This window comes from Anaerolineales bacterium, from assembly GCA_016928575.1.
In the GTDB taxonomy this organism is placed as follows: Bacteria; Chloroflexota; Anaerolineae; order Anaerolineales; family RBG-16-64-43; genus JAFGKK01.
Map to the genome: position 1 here is coordinate 1 of JAFGKK010000087.1, position 20,692 is coordinate 20,692.

Consider the following 20,692-nt stretch of genomic DNA (forward strand, 5'->3'; position numbering starts at 1 on the left):
CTGCTATGTAAAACACTAAATCTGCGAAAAGGACTCGCTGGTTTTACGGCAATTCCCGAAATTTGCTTTACTCGTGCAACAGGCTCTATTATAGTTTTTTTCCGCACATTCATGCCTGATCCTTTTCCCCGGCCCGAATCTTCTCCCCTTCGCCCGGCGGAGACCGGGGGAAGCGAAGCCGGGAATGGGGTCTGGGACGGAGGGGGGAGCTGGTTCGAGCAACCGCAAGGAATTTACCATCTTCGCCGGAGCGGAGGGGCGCAGGAACCGGCCCCCGGCGAACCGCCGGGGGCCGGTTCCTGCTGAAGCTTCCACGCTTACGCTTTCGCGCCGCGGGTCCGCCACCAGTCTCGGAAGATCATCCACAGCGCCCCAAGGCCGAAGAGGATTACGATGAAGCTCACCAGGAAACCCAGCACCGGGATGGCATCGACGAAGACCATCACCAGGATGCCGAGCAGCAACGGCCAGAAGCAGCTGGCGGAGTAGTCCTTGCGGAACAGGCGCAGGATCAGGTCCCCTATCAGCAGGGCGACGACCAGTTTGCTGCCATACAACATGACCGCCAGGAAGACGGCGCCCGCCAGGCCGAGGGCCGAAAAGCCGATTCCAAACACGGACGACATCAGCCCGAACAGGGTCACCACCCCGATCGCCAGCCCGAGCATCAGGATGATAATGCCGGTTATGATCCACGCGGTCCATCCGCCGACCAGGACGACCCCTCCCCAGACCAGGGCGGGCAGCGGTTTGGCGCGCAGGGTTCCGACGGCCCGATTCAGGACTGAGGGGATCAGCCAGACCGCCAGCGCCCCGAGCAGGACCAGGGTCAGCAGCTCGCGGATCACCCCGAAGACATAATTCATAAACATCGCGCCGAAGTCGATGACATGGATCTTCGCGTTTTCTCGATCCTCGCCGGCTTTCGGGAAGTCCTCGCTCTTGCGGTAGTGGTAGACGACGCCGCCCTCGGGCGCGGCTTGGATTCCGGCCGACTGCGTGACCGCGCTGTGGTATTCCAATTTTCCGCCGATGGCGGCCTCCTCGGAAATGTGCAGGCCGGGAGGAAGGATCCGACCGGTGGATGTAAAAGGGGTGTAGATAAAGTACGCGTAATCCTCCGCGTCCTCGTCCGGCTCCCCGATGTCGACGATCACATCGCGGCCGACCTTGCCGTTCACCTCCAAGGCTCCCAGCGCCGCCTGCACGTCGCGTTTCACTTCGCCGTCCAGGATGGCCTGGTATCCGAGCAGGAAGGCGTCCCGTTCGACGATCGATCCGGCCGAGAGGGTGATGCTGAAGGCGCCCCCATAGAGGTTCCCGCCGACGGTCCCCTCCGGACCGAGGATGATGGTGTTGCCGCCGAGGAACAGGCTGTCTCTCACGCTGCCCTCGACGATGATGTCCCCTCCCGCGGAGATGAGGTTGCCGTTCACCGCCCCGCTGATGCGGACCGTGGATCCGAAGGCCAAAACGTCGCCGTTGACGGTTCCGCGGATGAGGACGTCGGTTCCCATGGCGATCAGGTTGCCGTTGACCGTTCCGGCCATCTCCACCGATTCGTAAGCCAGGAACAGGTCGTCGTCGACCACCTCCCCCTCGCCGAAATATCCGTCGCGGTCGATCTCCAACGCCCGCGCGGGTTGCGCGTGGACGGCCGCCGCGGCCAGGACGAGCGCCGATGCGATCAGCACACGGACCGCCGGGATGCGAGATTTGGCAATCATGGTTTTCTCCTTTTCAATACCGTTTAACGAGCCCGGAATCCCTACCCCCGGTTTTTTTCCTCGTCCACCACCTGCCGCAGGGATTTGCTTTTCTCCACCCACATCCCCAGCAGGCCGAGTTTCCATCCATACGCTTCTCCGTAAGGCAGGTCCGGCCGCTGGACCACGGAGAAAATATCCCGCGCCGCAAGCCGCTGGAAGGCGCCGATAAGCTCCGTCCGGTCCGCCGCAACCCCGCGATGCGCGAGGCTGTCCGCCGCTTGGATCGGGGTGAGAATCGCCGCTCTTCCCGGCTGGCTCATGGCGAACAGCGCCAGCTTTTGGGCCGGAGTGGATTCCGTCCAAAGGTAGACAAAGTGGGCTTCCCCGGCGGTGAGAATTTCCTCCAGCGAGGCGTTCACGTCGGCCACGGTGAGGTAACTGCGGGTTAACCGGTTGTGCAGGTTGACCAGATTGTGGCAAACCAACTGCAGAAAGTACGGGTGTCCGGCGGTGACGCGCCAGATTTTTTCAAGCGCCAGATCGTCGTACTGCATCCCGCCGCCGGCCACGGGTTCCTGGATCAGCCGCATGGCTTCCTCGCGGCTGAGCAAGCCGATGTGGCGGTAGAGGCTGATGTTGAACAGGACGCTCCAATAATCCGACGCCAGTTCCTCCAGCCGGTGGGTGCCGCAGAAAACGACGCTTAGGTTCTCGGAATGCTGGATCAGGTGCCGCAGGAACGGGAACACCGCCGCATCCAGAGTCCCGCGCCGCACCGACGATTCCAATTCCTCGAATTCGTCCAGCAGGAGAAGCAGCGGGCGCGAGCCGAGACTCCGCCTCACCTCGGGCAGGAAATTCCGCTCAAAGAAGTACGTCGGATTCTCCGCGTACGCATCCAAACTCGGCGGAGCGACCGCCATCCCCCGGTCTTCCATCGCAAAGGCGATCTCCGAGGCGACCGAGTGGAGGAAGGCCGGCATGCCGGGATCCAACCCGAGCGCCTGGCCATCCAGGTAGACCGGAAGAAAGCCCTCGCCCAAGCGCAGGGTGAGTTGTTTGAGCAGGGAGGATTTGCCCGTCCGGCGCTGGCCGATGAGAACCAGGTTGTTGCGGTGTGCGGCCGTCAGGTGCTCGCACAAGAAACCCATGACGTCTTCGCGGCCGAAGAACAGCGGCGATCCGGCGCGCAGCGGGGTGCCGACCACATAGGGATTCGGGATGGCGCGAAATTCGCGCGGGGTTTCCAGCAGTTGTACGGCGTCGGCGAAGCTTTCGCATTGGTCCGCTCCGCGCGGATCGGTGTAGCGGATTTCGAACAGCGCGCGGAAACGCCGCAAGCCGGAAGCGAGCCGGGGGCGGACCCGGAATTCCACCTGCGCGTCCTCTCCCGGGCCCAAATGTGCGAGCGCCGCCGCACCGTCGAGAACGGCGTATTCGCCGGAAGGCTGGAGGCGCACCTCGACCCGGACCGCCGCGCCGCGGCCGGCGTTGCGCAGGGAAAGCCCGAGGACGACCACGTCCTCCTGCCAGGTATGGCGGGTGAGCAGTTCGCAAACGATCTGCGCCCGCGAATGCAATTCGCCCATCGCCCCGGTGACCACCGCCATCCAGTGTTCGGCGATGCGGCGGATGACGGGACGGTCGGCCGCCCCGAGGGCGGAGTGGGCCGCGTGATGGAGCCTGCCCAGCCGTTCCATGGCGCCGGCAAGATAGGCGAGCTTATCCTGCGCGGTGTCGACCCGTTCGTACGCCTGGAGCGAATTCGAGGCCGCCTGCAGTTCGGCCAGCATCGCCCGCAATCCGGTAAAGAACTCCTCCTCCGGCCCGGGTGGATCGGACGCGGCCGTCCAGCCGGCGATCTCCGAGACCGAACGCGCGGCTGCGGCGTTCAAGCAGGCGGAGTAGATTGCCAAACCCCGGACGGCGCCGGCCGGGGCGTTTCCAAGCTCTTGAAACTGGCGCAATTGGGCGGTGATTGTCCGCAGGGAGACCGGGAGCATCTCGGGGGAGTTGTGGCTTTCCAGCAAGTAGCTGAAGCCCTCCGCCAAGCGGGCGAGGCCGCCCGCCTTGGCGTTTTCCAGCGCGTTTGGAAGGTTGGCCACCAGCGCGGCGGAATCCGGGTTGTCGCGGGCCTCCTGGGTCAGCCGGTGGAACTCGGCCAGCGCTCCTTGCGGGTGGAGCAGGATTTGGTCGGCCGTCGCCTCCGCCCGGCCCAGCGGCGAATTCCAATGCTCGGCCAATTGGCGCTCAATCTCCGCCCGCTGGCGGGCTTCGGCCTGTTTCTCCTCGATCAATTGGGCGACGCGGATCGCGGTGCCGGCCTGATCGGCCAGTCCGAGCAGGAGCGACTGATCCTCGCGGGAATACTCCTCTCCGGAAAGCCGCGGCCCGAGGGCGAGGATGCCGACCAGGTCCTTGTGTCCGGTTCGCGGGGCGATCAGCGGGAGGAGCAGGGGGAAGGGCATCGCGCCGGATTTGGCGGCGATTCCTCCGCCTTCCAGCCGTTCGAGGATGTCCGGCCGCGGCGGAAGCGTGGGCGCCCCTTCCTCCGGCAATCCATGGGCGTGAGTCAGGGCGAACGATCCGCCCCCTTCGCGGAGGAACACCGCGCCGTATTGGATGTGCAGGAGCTGGGTGACGCGCAGCACCAGGGTCCGCTGCAATTCGTCGAGGTCGAACAGTGTCCGCAGTTCCCGTCCGAACTCGGTGAAGGCGAGGCGGAAATCCACCTTCTCCCGGTAGAAGCGCCGGTCGATGAAATCCTGCAGGCGGTCGCGCAGGGGGCGGAAGAGCGCGGCGATCGCCAGGGTGGACCCGACGATGACCAATTCCGAATTCTGGCCGGTGGCGGCGCGGACGATCGCCTGGAAGAAATAAATCCCAAACAGATACAGCGCGCCGAGCAAACCGGTCAGGAGGGCGTAGACCAGCGTGCGGTTGATCAGCTGGTCCACGTCCCACAGCCGGTATCGCAGGACGGCGATCATCAGAAAAACCGGGACCAGAACCAAGGCGATCGAATACGCGGTTTGGCTGACGGCCTGGAAGACAAGGCGCAGACCGCCTGGCTCGCGAAGCGGGGGGGCGAAGGCCGGCAGGAGGTAATAGGCCAACGAAGCGGCCACCGCGATGGTCAGGCCGAACACCACAAGTTTGGTCTGCTGTTTTTCCTGCCGGTTGGAGGCATGCAGGTAGCGGTAGATCTGGGAGAAGGCGCCGGCGCCGAAGCCGCCGATCAGCATCGACAGAAGACCCAGAGTGCGGAATGCGGCCACCGCTTGGTCGATGAAATCGGCCGAGATGTCGGTTCCCAACAGCCAGGCGACGACCCGCAATCCGGTTTGGACCGGGGCCAGCCAGCTGACCGAACTCGCAGCGGCGGTGATCTCCGGAAGGACCAGCAGGGCGGTCAGCCAGATGCCGAGCCCGAACGCCAGCGAGCGGGTCCACGACGGAACAAACCGGCCGTCGGGAAAGAGGAAAACGGTCAGCGCCGCGGCGGCGATTCCGAAGATCTGCACCGGACGCGCCAGCCACGCGAACCCGGCGCTCGAAAGGAAGGGGAAAACGGTGGCGCCGAAGGTGATCAGCGCGAAGGATACGAGCAGGGCGGTGCCGTCGTCGCGCTTCGACCAGAAGATCACCAGCGCCGCCGTTCCGAAGGCTGACGCCACCAGGAGTTCCAAGACCGCGAGAAAGACGCTGTAGGCGGCAGCCGGGATCCCGGCGTCGGCAAGAATTTTCAACTCCGACGCCGGAAGATCGGTCGCGATCCACCTCGAATGCGAGGCGACGGCGTACACCGCCATCGCCAAGAGGGCGGCCGCCACCAGAACCCAGGCCAGCCGGGCAACAAACAGCCGGCGGTCCGACGTCCGGGAGCCCGGGATGATCAATTCCAGCCGCTTGCGCAAAGAAGAAATGTTCATCTCGGTTAAAGAATATCCGGGGATCGGTTTCTCCGGTAGGTGGAGGGCGGGGGCGTTGTGTGCCGATTTCGGGTCAGTTGCGGGACGGGCGCGGGAGGTGACCGGAATGCCCCGGCGGGACGGAAAAGGGAACGACGATCCAAAAAGCCGTCAAGCCGCCGTGGTTTCGGCCGGCGTCCAGAAACCGGTCGGGCGCTTTCCGTGCCGAAGCCCTCGGTGTGCGCTCCAACCCATCGCGAGGGACGGGAAGTCAATCCAATGCCAGCAAGTAGCCTTGACCGCGCCGATTGACCAACAATTCCCCGGCGCTTCCCAGGGCGTTGCGCAGCTTCTTGACGACGCCGCGGGCCCGTTCAGGGTCCAACGTCTTCTCCCCGGGCCACAGGGCGGCTTCGATGTCCTGCGGAGCCAGCACGCGGCCGGGTTTCTCGAGAAAAACCTTCAGCAAGGAAAACTCGGTCGGCGTGAGATGGACCGCCTTTCCGGAGACGGTCGCCAGACTCCGCCGCAGGTCGATCAGGAAGGGGCCGCCTTGCAGCAGGCCGGGAACCGCCTGGCGGCGGACGAATTGTTCGAGCACCGTGCCGACGTACTTCCCGCCGCAGACCAAACCGGCCTCCGCCAATCCGGGACTTTCCCCGCCGGTCATCGGCAAAGCCGCCAGCGCATACCGGTCCTCCTCCCCCAGCTCGCTCCAGTAATATTGCAGGTGGGGTTCCAAATCGGCGAGCATCTGCTGGCGGATTGCGGGAATCGCTTCCGGAGGAACCTCGCCGGAAGAGTCCGCGGATTCGAACGCGCGGTAGCCCGCCACTTGAAGGAACAGCGGGTGAGTCCCCGCGAGCGAGAGGATCGGATCGAGGGAGCGGTCCGCGTACGGTTTGCCGGCTTTGGCGGAAAGGGTTTGAAGCATTTCGCGCGCTTCCCTCTCCTCCATCAAGCCGAGGCTCATGGGCGCGAAAAAATTAAAGAACGGGGACGAAAGCGTTTCCGGATTGACCCGTCCCAGTCTCCACAAAGGGTTTTTTGAGGCGGTGACGAAACGGACCGGATACTGGGCCGCCAGACCCCGCAAACGGTTGAACAGTGCGGTGCCGAACCGCGGATTCGACGCGACCAATTCGAATTCATCCAGCAGGATAACCAGGCTGCGGCGGCCGCCGGAGAATTCGCGCCGGATGCTTTCCAGAAAATCCGCGTACGGAACGCCGCCGGATCCTCCGTCGAGGGAGCGGCGGACGGCGCCGTAAAAATCCGCTTCTCCCAAACCGTCGAGGGTTCCGCCGTCAAGGAGCAGGAATTCCATGCGCTCCGGCGGGCATTCGTGCGCGGCGGCGACCGCCGGATTCGAGGCGTGCATCAGCAGCGACGTTTTGCCGATCCGCCGCGGTCCGGAAATCGAAACGCTTTGCCCTTTGCGCAGAAGGTCGAAAAGGTAGGCCAGCTCCCGTTTGCGGCCGAAGAAGAATTCCGGACGGGATACCGGACCGCGGTGGTAGAAGGGGTTGTCGGCCATCTCGGGGATATTGTAGCACGGGCGGACCACGGGCGATTCCCGCCCACGCTCCCCCGCCGGAATGCCCGCCGCCGGCGTTTAACCCGCGGCCATTAGGTTCGAGATGCACGGCGAAGAGCGATGAAGGAGGAACGATCCCGTTTCGCTTTTGCGGGAAGTTGGGCGGGCGGCCGACGGTAATTATTCTCCGGCGTGAATTCGATCGGTGGAGGAAGCATTCCCCCGGTCGGTAGTCCTTTTTGCCAAGCGGGGTTAAAATTGCGCCGCGATCGCCAAGCAGAGGGTTGAAAATGCGATGGAAGATGGTCGGCCCGATCTAAGCCGGGGCGGGGCTCGGCCGGCTTGTTCCACGGCCTGCGGCAAGCAATGCTTATTATAGGAAGCGCGGGAGGGCTTATGCGGGTTTTCCGGCGGGGACGTCTGGCCGGCATCGGGGCGGTTTTGGCGGTCATCCTGGCGGCATGCGGACAAAGCGCCGGCGACGGCGGGGCTGTCACGCCGATGGAATCCCCCACGCAATGGCAGCTGCCGCCGGCCTTCACGCCGACCCTCAGCGCAACGGCGACCCTCGAACCGCAGGCGGAGCCCTCGGCAACCCTAACCGCGCCGCCCGCCCCGGCGATGACGTTCCGGCCCCTCGCGGCCGGGTGGAACCATACCTGCGCCGTCACCGCCGAGGGGGGAGTGATGTGCTGGGGAAGAAACGATAACGGCCAGTTGGGAGACGGCTCCCGGACCAATCGAAACCGGCCGGTCGGCGTGAAGGGCCCAACGGTCCTTGCCGTGGCGGTCACCGCCGGATGGGGCCACACATGCGTCCTAACCGAGGACGGCGGCGTCCTGTGCTGGGGCCGCAACAAGTACGGCCAACTTGGCGATGGGACGAACCAGCGCAGCAGCGAGCCGGTGGCCGTATCCGGGTTGGATTCCGGCGTCGTCGCGATTGCGGCCGGAGATGACCACACCTGCGCGCTGACCGCTTCGGGCGGCGTGCAATGCTGGGGGTTGAACGAATCTGGCCAACTCGGCGACGGCACGACCGAATCGCGGAATACCCCCGTCGACGTTCCGGCGCTCAAGGATGGCGCGGCGTTCATTGCGGCCGGGACGGCCCACACCTGCGCCGGGACTCTCCGCGGGGAGGTGATGTGCTGGGGGAACAACGAACTGGGGCAGTTGGGCGACCGCTCGGAAAGAACCGCCTGGTACGCTCCGGCGCCCGTTGTCAACCTCTCCGGAGGCGTCGCCGCGCTGGCCGCCAAAGGCGGACACGCGTGCGTCCTGACCGAAGCGGGCGGTATTCTGTGCTGGGGGCAGAATGCGTACGGGCAACTCGGCGATGGAACCAAGCAAAACCAATCCGCCCCGGTGAACGTCGCCGGCTTCGACGGTGCGGCGGCGGGCCTCGCGGCCGGATGGAGCCAGACCTGCGCGTTTTCCGCGGACGGCGTCCTGAGGTGTTGGGGGTGGAATTTCTACGGCCAGTTGGGCGATGACTCCGTCGTCAGCCGGCTTCAACCGGTGGAGGTGAAGGGCATCACCGGCAAGGTCGCCGCAGTCGACGGCGGCGGAGGGCACACCTGCGCGCTGACGGACGACGGCGCCGTGCATTGCTGGGGATTCAACGAAAGCGGTCAGCTGGGCGATAAAACCAACCAGGATCGCCTGCTTCCGGCAATCGTAAGCGGAATCACCGCCGAAGTGAAATCCTGACGTGCACATCTCGACCTCGCCGAACGGGGTCTCCGATGGACGGCCGCGGATCGGCACAGGCTGAATGGCAAGCCCCGACGCGTCCCGCAAGACGGATTTTTCATTGCGATCCGCTTTTCCGGTTTGGTCTTCCCCGGGAGGAAGAGCCGGCGAATACCCTGCGTTCTTCCCCTTGTCGTTTTTTCCGCATCGTCGGCGGATGACGCAAGCGCCGGCGCCGAACCGCCGGCGCCGTTTCCCGGCTTGGTCTTTACGACCCCAAGCCATAAAGCGCTCGGATCGGCATCCCGCCGCGGTGGCGGTCCGGAGGTCGTCCCGCCGCGGGGAACCCGCCGGCGATATTCCGACCTGCAGGCAGGATCGGGAAAGAGGCGAGGGATCGGGTTGATGTCGGTCTGTCCGGGATTATTTTCTATGCGCGGGATCGGCGGGAAAAAACCAATTGTCTGCCCACCCCGATGCGGGAAAAACACAACCCGCCGGAAAGGCTTTTTTTTTCCCCCCCCATCCGATCCTCCCGTCACCGTCACACGCTCCGCTCGTGACGGGCGTTCCGGGATTCATTTTTCCAGCCCGGATCTCATGATCGACGGCTTCGGGAAAGTGCACTCCTTTTTCCGAGGTTGTGGAGCCGGGAACCGATCCCGGCGCAATTCCGGGAAAGGTGATCGAACCTGTCCCGAGCGATTGTCAAGAACGGGGCGAGGGAAAGCAAGGGGGCGCGAGGGGAAGGCGGAGGAACGGGTAGCTGATCCTGAGGTTGAGGAGATATAAAACCAGCAAAGGAAAGCGTTTGTTCTTTGTAGAAAACCGTTTTGATTTATGAAAAATTTGCTCAGCTACATTGACTAGCCTATGCAAGGATGCTATGATTTTTCCTTGTACGCTTCCGCATCCTTGAGACGATTTGATCGTCTTTCGCAATCCAAAGAAAACGGATTTCCGTTGCCTCTTTTTCGGACCAGTATCTGTTTGGAAGAAGACGGAAACCGCGGCGGTTATCATGCGCGGGCTGGGGGGAGAAGCCGAATTCATTTTCCGGTAACGTTTTCATGATTACTCATTCGACTCATGCCCGACGGGTACCGCCGACGGTCGGACAACTAATGTGCGATACCGGTTGTCGCTTCCCGTCGGTTTCTGCCGATACCGGGGCTATGCAGACGCCGTTTAATCCGGCAACTCCCGGAACGATTATTCGATTTTTCCATAAAAAAAGCCCAGGGTGGTTTCCCCGTTCAAACCAAACGGCGATCTGTCAATCTCGCAAAAACCGAAGGCGTTGCCTGCCTGGGCAAGCTTCGGATCCCTTGGCCGGGTATATCCGGGCTGGGGGAACGCTGCGGTTGGCCAATACCTGTAATGAATTCGGCGAACGGAAATCCCCAGGACGACAGGCAGCGGAAAACCTGAACTGTTCTGGGATCTACGATGTCTCCCGGCGTGATCCGGCTGAGCCGCTTTGCGGCCGCCGGATGGACGAGGTCAAATTCGGAAATCCGGACTGCCGCGGCAACCCATCCCGCCGGGCGGGGAGGAATTTCAACCGCGGTGGCAAACCGGCAATCCAAAGGGCGGGAGTGATGCCGGCCGAAAAAAAACAACCTCGTCCTGGTCGTCCTTTTTCCGCCGCCCGCTTGACGATCGCGGGCTTTTCCGAAAACCGTCGGTCGGCATCTCCGGCGGCACTCCGACCGGCGCATTCCGATTCCGGAAGGGCGCGATGAGATCCGAACCGAAGGCGGCCTTCCCGTACTTGCTCGAGGTGAGAAACCTCAAAAAGCATTTCCCGATTCAAAAAGGCTTTTTTTTCACCAAGGTCATCGGACACGTAAAGGCCGTCGACGACGTCAGCTTTTTCATCCGGCCCGGCGAAACGCTGGGGCTGGTGGGGGAAAGCGGATGCGGAAAAACCACCACCGGGCGGCTGATCATGCGCGCCTACGATCCGACCAGCGGCGAAGTGTGGTTTGACGACTGCAAACTCGGACGGGTGAACGTCGCCGAATTGGATTCCAAACAGCTTCGCCAAATTCGCATGAACATGCAGATGATCTTCCAGGACCCATACTCCTCCCTGAACCCGCGCATGAACCTGCTGCAGATCGTCGGGGAGCCGCTGTTGGTCAACGGAGTCGCCAAGGGAAGGGAATTGCGGGAGCGGGTCGCCGAATTGCTGCGCGTGGTCGGCCTTCGTCCGGAATATATGATCCGATACCCGCACGCTTTTTCGGGGGGCCAACGCCAGCGGATCGGCGTGGCCCGCGCCCTGGCGCTCAATCCGCAATTGGTGGTTTGCGACGAGCCCGTCAGCGCGCTCGACGTTTCGGTCCAGGCCCAAACCCTGAACCTTTTGCAGGACCTGCAGAAGGATTTCAACCTGACGTACCTGTTCATCTCCCACGATCTCAGCGTGGTGGAGCACATCAGCGACCGGGTGGTGGTGATGTACGTCGGCAAACTGGTGGAGCACGCGCGCACCGAGGAGCTGTTTTACAACCCGAAGCATCCCTACACCGAAGCCCTGCTTTCGGCGGTGCCCAAGCCCGATCCGCGCCGTCGGACGACACCCATCATCCTGCAGGGGGATGTGGCCGACCCGGCCCACCCGCCCGGCGGATGTTATTTCCACCCGCGGTGCCGCTTCTGCATCGAGCGGTGCAGGACGGAGGAGCCGCAGTTGCGCGAGATTGCGCCCGAGCATTACGTCAGCTGCCATCGGGCAGACGAGTTGGCTTTGGCCGGGGTGTCGGAAATCGCCGGAAAGGAGTCGGCGAATTAACCCGGCCTGCGGAGAACGCTTTGAGCGAGAAGAAGAGATTTGCGCAGGAAGAAAGGAGGAACCCCGGCGACCATTGATGGCAACGACGATCCCGTCGAATCAAGACTGGAATCCATCCAAGGAGGAAACCCTATGAGCAAGCGCAAGATCACCAGACGCGAATTCTTGCAGGTTACCGCGATGACCGTGGGCGGCACCACCCTGGCGGCCTGCGGCACCGCCACCCCCACGCCGGCCCCGACCACCGCGCCCAAGCCCACGGCCGCCCCCACCGTGGAGACCGGCGCCGCTTATAAAGAACCGGCCATGCTGGAATCCTTGGTCGCCGACGGCACACTGCCGCCGGTTGCCGAGCGTTTGCCGGAAAATCCGTGGGTCGCCCCCGTCCTGGACAGCAACGGCGTCTCCGGCGGGATTATCCATCGCGGCTACACCGGCCCGGGCGACAAATGGGGCATGTCCAAACTCTGCGACCGCGGCATGGTCTGGTTCGACCTGGACCTGGTTATGCAGCCGCGTCAGTGCGAATCCTGGGAGGTCAACGAGGACGGATCGCAGTACACCTTCCATATCCGCAAGGGCATGAAGTGGTCCGACGGCGTGGAATTTAAATCGAGCGACGTCCGCTTTTGGTACGAGCAGGTCAAGCTGAACAAGACCCTCTACCCCGCGACGGACGGCAAGTGGTGGACCGGCAGCAGCGACGCCAAGCGCTATATGACGGTCGAAACGCCGGACGACTACACCTTCATCTTCAAGTACCAGGACCCCAAACCGCTGTTGATCTACATCATCGGCCGCGAAGGGATCGGAACGCCCGAGCACTACATGAAGGAATGGATCATGGACACGGCGACCGACAAGGACGCCTTGCAGGCCAAGGTCACCGCGGCGGGCTTCGAATCCTGGGACAAGTACTGGATCGACAACCGGCAGTTCTACATGTGGAACACCGAACTGCCGCACCTCGGCCCCTGGACCGCTAAGAACGATCTCAACTCGGAAAAGTGGATCATCGAACGCAACCCCTACTTCTTCGGGGTCGATTCCGACGGCATGCAGCTCCCGTACCTCGATGCGGTGCACAGCCGGAAATTCGCCGACACCCAGACCTTCAACCTCTGGATCGCCAACGGCGAGATCGACTTCCAGGCGCGCCGGGTGCAGGTCGGCGATTACACCTACTTCAAGGAAAACGAATCCTCCGGCGATTACCAGGTCGTGGTCTGCCCGTCGGCCCGGCACATGGTGGTGGTGCTCAACCAGGCCAGCAAGAACGAGCAGCTGCGCGCGTTCTTCATGAACCGCGACGTGCGGATCGCCCTCTCGCTGGCGATCAACCGGCCCGGAATCAACGAGTTGAACTACCTCGGCCTGGGCACCCCGCGCCAGTACAGCCCGTTGACCCTCTCGCCGCAGTACTACGAAAAACTCTCGAACGCCTACATCGAGTACTATCCGGCCAAGGCCAATCAGATGCTCGACGACGCCGGATACGCCGCCAGGGACGCGGAAGGCTTCCGCAAGTATTCGGACGCCGAAGACGCGGAGACGATCTTCTTCGTCCTGGAAGGCCAGTTCGGCGCCGGAACGCCCGACGAGGACGCCGGCCAGCAGGTGGTCAAGATGTTCAAGGCCGTCGGCGTGAAGTGCGAGTACAAGTTCGTGGAGCAGACGCTCTACAACCAGCACTACACCTCCAACGACATGGACGCCGCCTGGTGGTTCGCCGACCGGACGGTCGTCCCGCTCGCGGCCGAAGCCCTCATCTTCCGCGGCGTGGCAAGCGACCGGCCCTTCGTCGACGCCTACAACAAGTTCTTCGACGATCCCGAAAACCCGATCGCCATCGAACCGCCGGCGGACCACTACGTCCGCAAGCTCCACGACCTCTGGGACCAGATCCTCAAGACCGGCGATCCGGCCGCGCAGAACGACCTCTTCCGCCAGATGCTCGACATCTGGGCCGAGGAACTGCCCATGATCGGCGTGGTCGGCGAACTGCCCGCGCTGACCATCGTCAAGAACGGGCTCAAGAACTTCGCCTCCAGCCCGAACGACGACACCACCTGCGACGAGTACGTCCGCAATCCCGAAACGCTCTTCTGGGAGGATCCGTCGCAGCACATGGACGACGCGTAACAAATCCCAGATCGCCGACGGCGTTCCCCCTTCCCGCAAGGGAGGGGGGAACGCCGTTCCCGGGCGGAGAATCCTCCTCCCCGGGAAAAACCGCGAATCGGGATGAGACGGCAATCCCCCGCCGGAGGTAACGCATGCTCGGATACATCCTGCGCCGGATCGCGATCATGATCCCGACGCTGATCGTCATCTCCATCATCACCTTCATCATCATCCAGCTGCCGCCGGGGGATTTCCTGACCTCGTACGCCGCCAGCCTGCGGTCCCAGGGCGAAGTCGTCGACGAGGCCGAATTGGAAGTGATGCGCGAACGCTATGGGCTGAACCAGCCCGTCTACGTGCAATACGCAAAGTGGATCTGGGGGATCGTATCCCGCAACGACTGGGGGCAGTCGATGTCGTTGCAGGTGCCGGTCAAGGACCTGATCTGGCAGCGGATGGCGCTTTCGATGGTCCTGTCGGTGGTCTCGCTGATCGTCGGCTGGTTCATCGCCATCCCGCTCGGGGTGTATTCCGCCACGCACCAATATTCCATCGTCGATTACGTCGTAACCTTCATCAGCTTTATGGGGATCGGCACGCCCAGCTTTTTGCTGGGGCTGGTCGTGATGTACGTTGCCATGAACTCCCTCGGGCTTTCCGTGGGAGGACTGTTTTCCGACAAATATCTGCTGGCGCCCTGGTCGTGGGAGAAGGTCGTCGACCTGGCCAAGCACATCTGGATTCCGATTTCGATCCTGGCGTTCAACGGGACGGCCGGCGGGCTGCGCACCACCCGCGCCAATTTGCTGGACGAGCTCAACAAACCGTACGTCGAGACGGCGCGCTCCAAAGGGCTGAAGGAAGGGCGTGTCATCTGGAAGTACCCGGTCCGCGTGGCGCTCAACCCCTTCTTCAGCACCGTGGGCTGGGAACTGGCCAACCTGATCGGCGGAGCCACCTTGCTGTCGATCGTCCTCAACCTGGAGACCGAAGGCCCGATGCTGCTCAACGCGCTGACCGCCCAAGATATGTACCTGGCGGGCAGTTTCCTGTTCCTGCTCAGCATCATGACGGTGATCGGAACCCTGGTGTCCGACATTCTCCTGGCGTGGGTCGACCCGCGCATCCGCATGACGTGAACCGGAGGGCCGCGCCTTCCGTGCCGCCGCGAGGGAATATGCCGAAGCCGCCCAAGGTTGTCTTGGAAAAGGAAGCCCAGATAGAGGAGAAGATCGCCGTCGCTTCGCCGCTGACGATGATGTGGTGGAAGTTCCGCAAGCACAAGATGGCGGTGGCGAGCAGCGTGTTCCTGGTTTTCATGTACCTGTTGGCGGTCTTCTGCGAGTTCGCTTCGCCCTATCTGCCGGATGAAACCCTCGCCCGCTACAAATCGGCGCCGCCGTCGGTCATCCGCCTCGTCGACGCCTCGGGCAGGCTGCACCTCCCGTTCGTGTATCAAAGCGAGGTCTCGCGGGATCCGGAAACCCTGCGCACCATCTACACCGAAAACCCCGAAATCCGGCATCCGATCAAGCTCTTTGTCAAAGGCCCGCCCTACAAATTTTGGGGGCTGTGGGAAACCGACATCCACCTGTTCGGGTTGGACGCGTCGACCGAGGAGGAGCGCCTGATGCTCTTCGGCGCCGACCGGATCGGGCGCGATGTGTTCACCATGACGATTTACGGCGGGCGCATTTCGCTCTCGATCGGCCTGATCGGCGTAGCCATCAGCCTGAGCGCGGGGATCATCATCGGCGGAATTTCGGGCTACTACGGCGGCGGCGTCGACAACGTCATCCAGCGGATCATCGAATTCATCCGATCCATTCCGCACATCCCGCTGTGGATGGCGCTCTCGGCCGCGCTGCCCCTGGAGTGGTCGGTCCTTAAGGTGTATTTCGCCATTTCGATCATCCTTTCGCTGGTCGGCTGGACGAGCATGGCCCGCACGGTGCGCGGCCGCTTCCTAGCGATGCGCGAGGAGGATTTCATCCTATCGGCCCGGCTGACGGGCTCGAGCGAGGGGCGCATCATCCTGGTGCATATGGTGCCCTCTTTCCTGAGCTACATCATCGCCATCCTCACCCTGGCCGTTCCGTACATGATCCTGAGCGAGACGAGTTTAAGCTTCATCGGCTTGGGCCTGCGCGCGCCGGCCGTCAGCTGGGGCGTGCTGCTGGCCGAGGCGCAAAACGTCCGCTCGATCGCGCTGACGCCGTGGGTCTTTTGGCCGGCGGTGGCGGTCATCTCGACCGTGCTGGCGTTCAACTTCCTGGGCGACGGAATGCGCGACGCCGCCGATCCCTACGCGCGGTAGGAGTCAGCCTTGGACCAAAACAACCTGCTCCTGAAAATGACGGACCTGAAAACCTATTTCTTCCTCGACGAGGGGACGGTCAAGGCCGTCGACGGCGCCGACATGGAGATCCGCAAGTGCAGTACCCTTGGGGTGGTGGGCGAGAGCGGCTGCGGAAAAAGCGTCGCCGCGCGGTCGATCATGCAGATCGTCGCCAAGGGTGGACGGGTGGTCGACGGCAAAATCCTGTTCCATCACCAGTTGTGCGAGCCCGGCGCGGACCGGCGCGGGAGTCCGTCGGCGGAAATCATCGACCTGGCCAAGCTCGATCCGCAGGGGGAGGCCATCCGCGCGATCCGCGGCGCCGAGATTTCGATGGTGTTTCAGGAGCCGATGACATCCCTCAGCCCGGTCCACACCATCGGCAACCAGATCGGGGAAGTGATTTCCCTGCACCAAAAATTGTCGCCGAAATTGGCGCGCGAGCGGGCCATCGAAATGCTCGACCATGTCGGCATGCCCCTCCCCGGGCGCACCGTCGACCGCTACCCGCACGAGCTTTCCGGCGGCATGCGCCAGCGGGCGATGATCGCCATGGCGCTTTCGTGCCATCCCAGCCTGCTGATCGCCGACGAACCCACCACCGCGCTCGACGTGACCACCGAAGCCCAGATCCTTGCCCTGATGCGCCGCCTGCAGGAGGAGCTCGGGATGTCGATCCTGTTCATCACCCACAACCTGGGGGTGATCGCGCAGATGGCGGACCGGGTGGCGGTGATGTACCTGGGGAAGGTGGTGGAAGACGCCGCGGTGGACGAGCTGTTCTATAACCCCCTGCATCCCTACACCCAGGCGCTGCTGCAATCCATCCCGCGCCTGGGGTTTAAGCAGGGGCGCGCAGAGCGGCTGGCGTCCATCAGCGGTTCGGTGCCGGATCCGTACAACCTTCCCAAAGGCTGCCCGTTTCATCCGCGCTGCGCCCGGCGCGTTCCGGGCGTGTGCGAGAAGGAAGAACCGCCCCGCGTGATCGTCGAGCCGGGGCACGAAGTGCGCTGCGTTCTCTACAAGCCGCCGTCGGGATAGAATACAATACGTCCGCTTGCCGACCGCACCGGGAAAGGCCAAGATAGCCGGAGGAGGAATCTCGGCCTTTTTCTTCGGCGCGGATGGAGGACGGGCGTGCGGATCCCCGTCCAGGAGGTGACGCTATGGTCGAAGCTACGCTCGATCCTTTTGCCGCGAGGGCTCCTTCCTATATCTCCTTCGAGGAACGGGAAGGGGCCTTTCCGTTGTCGACTACGCGGCGATCCGCGCCTTTGTGCGTCTCCCCGGAGGATCATCCGGGAGTGGTCCGGATCGCCCGGCTGCTGCAGGAGGATCTCCGCCGGGTGACGGACGCGGAGCCCGACCTGCTCCAGGACTCGGTTCCGTGCGCGAAGGCGGCGGTTCTGATCGGGACGCTCGGCCGCAGTCCGCTCCTCGACCGGCTGGGGAAAGCCGGGACGTTCGACGCGGTGGGCTTGGCCGGAAAGCGGGAGGCGTTCGTTCTGCAAACGGTCCGCCATCCGCTTCCCGGCCTGGAAAGCGCGCTGGTGATCGCCGGCAGCGACAAGCGCGGAACGCTGTATGGAATGCTCGACCTTTCCCTGCGGATCGGCGTCTCACCCTGGTATTGGTGGGCGGACGTGCCGGTGCCGAAGCGGCGCGGGCTGTTCGTCCTGCCGGGGCGCCACACCCTGGGCGAGCCGGCCGTGGTCTACCGCGGCATTTTCATCAACGACGAATCGCCCTCGCTCGACAAGTGGGCGCACGAAACCTTCGGCGGGTTCAACCATGCCTTTTACGAAAAGGTCTTCGAGCTGATCCTGCGTTTGAAGGGCAACCTGCTCTGGCCGGCGATGTGGGGGCGCGCCTTTTACGACGACGACCGCCTGAATCCGGAGTCGGCCGACCTGTTTGGGATCGTGATCGGGACTTCGCACCACGAGCCGATGATGCGGGCGCATCAGGAATGGTCGCGCTACGGAACCGGATCCTGGAACTACCAAGCCAACGAGCAGGTCCTGAGGGAATTCTGGGAGGCCGGCATCCGCAGCATGGGCCAGAAGGAAACCATCGTCACCCTGGGCATGCGCGGCGACGGCGATATGCCGATGACCACAGAGACGAACCTCGAACTTCTGCAGCGGATCATCCGGGATCAGCGTGGGATCCTCGCCCGCCTCACCGGGAAGGATCCGGCCGAAATTCCGCAGCAATGGGCGCTCTACAAAGAGGTGCAGGAATACTACGACCAGGGCATGCAGGTGCCCGACGACGTCACCCTGCTCTTTTCCGACGACAACTGGGGCAATATCCGCCGCTTGCCTGAGCCCGGCGCGCCGCCCCGGAGCGGCGGATACGGCGTCTACTACCATTTCGATTACGTGGGCGATCCGCGCAATTACAAGTGGCTGAACACCAGCCCGATTGCGCGGACCTGGGAGCAGATGCATCTGGCGTACCGCCACGGCGTGCGGCGGATATGGATCGTCAACGTCGGCGACATCAAGCCGATGGAGTTTCCGGCGTCCTTCTTCCTGGACTACGCCTGGAAGCCCGAAACCTGGCCGGCGGAACGCCTGCCCGAATACACCCGACTTTGGGCCGAACAACAGTTCGGCCCCGGGCACGCGGAAGCCGTCGCCCGGATTCTCGCCCAGTACACGCAGTTCAACAGCCGCCGCAAGCCCGAACTGCTCAGCCCGGAAACGTACAGTCAGGTGAACTACCGCGAAGCCGAAACTGTTGCCGGCGAATACCACCGGTTGGCCGAGGAAGCCGAGCGGCTTCAAAACGCCCTGCCGGAGGAATATCGAGATGCCTACCACCAGCTGGTGCTCCACCCGGTGAAGGCTTGCGCCAACCTGAACGCGCTTTACGTCGCGGCCGGCCGCAACCGCCTGTACGCCGGCCAGGGCCGGGCCGCGACCAACGACTTGGCCGAAGAGGTCCGGAGGCTGTTTGCCAGGGACGCGGAGTATTCCCGCTATTACAACGAAACGATGGCGGCGGGCAAATGGAACCACATGATGGACCAGACGCACATCGGATACACGACCTGGCAGCAGCCGAAGGAAAACGTCATGCCCGAGCTGCGGGAGATCGAGCTCCCCGACGCGGCGGACATGGGCGTGGCGATGGAGGGCAGCGGCGCTTGGTGGCCGCATGCTGCGGCCGAGGCGGTTCTGCCGGAATTCGATTGCTACCGGCGGCCGGCGCGCATCCTGGAAGTGTTCAATCGCGGCCGCCGGCCTTTCGACTTCGAGGTCCGGACCGAACAGCCTTGGCTGTCCGTCTCCCCGGCCCGGGGCACGGTGGAAAAGGAGCGCCGGCTGGAGGTGCGGGTGGATTGGGACAGGGCGCCGCGGGGCGCAAGCCGTGCGGCGCTGACGGTCATCGGCCCGCGCGGCGCGCGGGTTGTGGTGCAGGCGCCCGTGCATAATCCGTCGGCGCCCAAAGCGGAGCAGGTGTGCGGGTTCGTCGAGGGCGGCGGCTGTGTTTCGATGGAAGCGGAGCACTACAGCCGGGCGGTGGAGACGGCGTCGGTCCGCTGGCTGCGGATCCCGGATTTCGGCCGGACCCTTTCGGGCATGACCCCGATGCCGGTCACGGCTCCGAGCCAAACCCCCGGCGGCGAAACTCCCCGCTTGGAATACCGGATGCATCTCTTCCGCGGCGGCAAGGTGCGCGTGCTGGCGTATCTGGCTCCGACCCTCGACTTCCGGAATGCCCAAGGCCTGCGCTACGGCGTTTCCTTCGACGACGAGCCTCCGCGGACCGTACGTTTCCTGGTGACGAATCCCCATCCGGATTGGATGAAGGCGGTCAGCGACAACATCATCCTCGCCGATTCCGAACACGACCTCGGAGCGCCGGGAGAGCATGTCTTAAAATTCTGGATGGTGGATCCGGGCGTGGTCCTCGAGAAGCTTGTCGTCGACACCGGCGGCGTGAAGCCGAGTTATTTGGGGCCGCCGGAGAGTTACCGCCGGCTCGATCCCGCATGATGAACGAATCCCGGCGGCCGCCCAACGGATCGGCGGGAATCCCGTGCGCGCGCGGTTGTTCGAGGTTCCGGATCCTGTTGGACTGGACGGCCGGATTTCTGCTGGCGATGGTCATTGCCTCCCTGGGGCACGAATTGTGGCTGGTGTTCGTCGTCCGGACACTGCACGGCGACCAGTACGTCGTTCCTTTGGCGCACATTGCCTATTGCATGATCGCCGGGCTGATCTGGTTGGTTTTTTTCCTCGTCAGCCTGGAACACTTGAAACGGTCGGCAGGCCGGGGGACGTTTTGGGGAAGCGTCCTTCGGATTCTCGGTGAGCTGTTGCTGGTCCTTGCTCTGGGGGAGGCCTGCCTCATGGCCTACGGGTTCCATCCCGCCGACCGGGTCAGCTTTCTGCTGACGGCGCTGGAAGGTGCGGCGGGTGCGGGGATGTTGGCGCTTTCCGGCCGCTTCGCCGGGCGCTTCCCGGCGGACGCCGCAGCCGACCAAGGACATTTACCGCGCGGCCGATTCCCTGCAGATCGTTGCGAAAGGACGCCTTAATTTCAGGATGGCGGTTGCCGTTTCCC

Annotated in this window: 11 protein-coding genes; 8 read left to right on the forward strand and 3 right to left on the reverse strand. The window is 63.6% G+C overall.

The window, feature by feature from the left end; genetic code table 11:
• Window positions 1–317: 317 nt before the first annotated feature.
• The 3 genes from JW929_10735 to JW929_10745 form a co-directional block, all read right to left on the reverse strand.
• Complete coding sequence (locus tag JW929_10735; GenBank protein ID MBN1439874.1) at window positions 318–1,727, reverse strand: polymer-forming cytoskeletal protein; 1,410 nt, start codon at window positions 1,725–1,727, stop codon at window positions 318–320.
• Between the two features lie 41 nt (window positions 1,728–1,768).
• A complete protein-coding gene (locus tag JW929_10740) occupies window positions 1,769–5,641 on the reverse strand; it encodes a GAF domain-containing protein (protein ID MBN1439875.1) in 3,873 nt (1,290 codons plus the stop codon).
• Between the two features lie 250 nt (window positions 5,642–5,891).
• Complete coding sequence (locus tag JW929_10745) at window positions 5,892–7,187, reverse strand: winged helix-turn-helix domain-containing protein (GenBank protein MBN1439876.1); 1,296 nt, start codon at window positions 7,185–7,187, stop codon at window positions 5,892–5,894.
• A gap of 366 nt (window positions 7,188–7,553) precedes the next feature.
• On the opposite strand from JW929_10745, the gene JW929_10750 reads away from it, so the two are divergent.
• The 8 genes from JW929_10750 to JW929_10785 all read left to right on the forward strand — a co-directional run bounded on the left by JW929_10750 (window position 7,554) and on the right by JW929_10785 (window position 20,666).
• Window positions 7,554–8,870, forward strand: coding sequence for a hypothetical protein (locus JW929_10750; GenBank protein ID MBN1439877.1), 1,317 nt, complete (start codon window positions 7,554–7,556; stop codon window positions 8,868–8,870).
• A 1,723-nt stretch (window positions 8,871–10,593) separates the two neighbouring features.
• Entirely contained in the window at window positions 10,594–11,652 is a 1,059-nt protein-coding gene (locus JW929_10755; protein ID MBN1439878.1) for a dipeptide ABC transporter ATP-binding protein, read from the forward strand.
• A gap of 132 nt (window positions 11,653–11,784) precedes the next feature.
• On the forward strand, window positions 11,785–13,794 hold the full coding sequence (locus JW929_10760) for an ABC transporter substrate-binding protein (GenBank protein ID MBN1439879.1): 2,010 nt from the start codon (window positions 11,785–11,787) through the stop codon (window positions 13,792–13,794).
• A gap of 134 nt (window positions 13,795–13,928) precedes the next feature.
• Window positions 13,929–14,915 carry an ABC transporter permease gene (locus JW929_10765; GenBank protein MBN1439880.1) on the forward strand — a complete coding sequence of 329 codons (987 nt, stop codon included), beginning with the start codon at window positions 13,929–13,931 and terminating at the stop codon, window positions 14,913–14,915.
• 38 nt (window positions 14,916–14,953) lie between these two features.
• Window positions 14,954–16,093: an ABC transporter permease gene (locus tag JW929_10770; GenBank protein ID MBN1439881.1), complete on the forward strand. Its 1,140-nt coding sequence runs from the start codon at window positions 14,954–14,956 to the stop codon at window positions 16,091–16,093.
• Window positions 16,094–16,129: 36 nt separating this feature from the next.
• The gene (locus JW929_10775; protein MBN1439882.1) at window positions 16,130–17,155 is read left to right on the forward strand and encodes an ABC transporter ATP-binding protein; all 1,026 of its coding nucleotides are present in this window, start codon (window positions 16,130–16,132) and stop codon (window positions 17,153–17,155) included.
• 125 nt (window positions 17,156–17,280) lie between these two features.
• Window positions 17,281–20,121: a glycosyl hydrolase 115 family protein gene (locus tag JW929_10780; GenBank protein MBN1439883.1), complete on the forward strand. Its 2,841-nt coding sequence runs from the start codon at window positions 17,281–17,283 to the stop codon at window positions 20,119–20,121.
• A complete protein-coding gene (locus JW929_10785) occupies window positions 20,118–20,666 on the forward strand; it encodes a hypothetical protein (GenBank protein ID MBN1439884.1) in 549 nt (182 codons plus the stop codon). Before JW929_10780 ends, JW929_10785 begins: the two co-directional genes overlap by 4 nt.
• The last annotated feature ends 26 nt before the right edge of the window (window positions 20,667–20,692 follow it).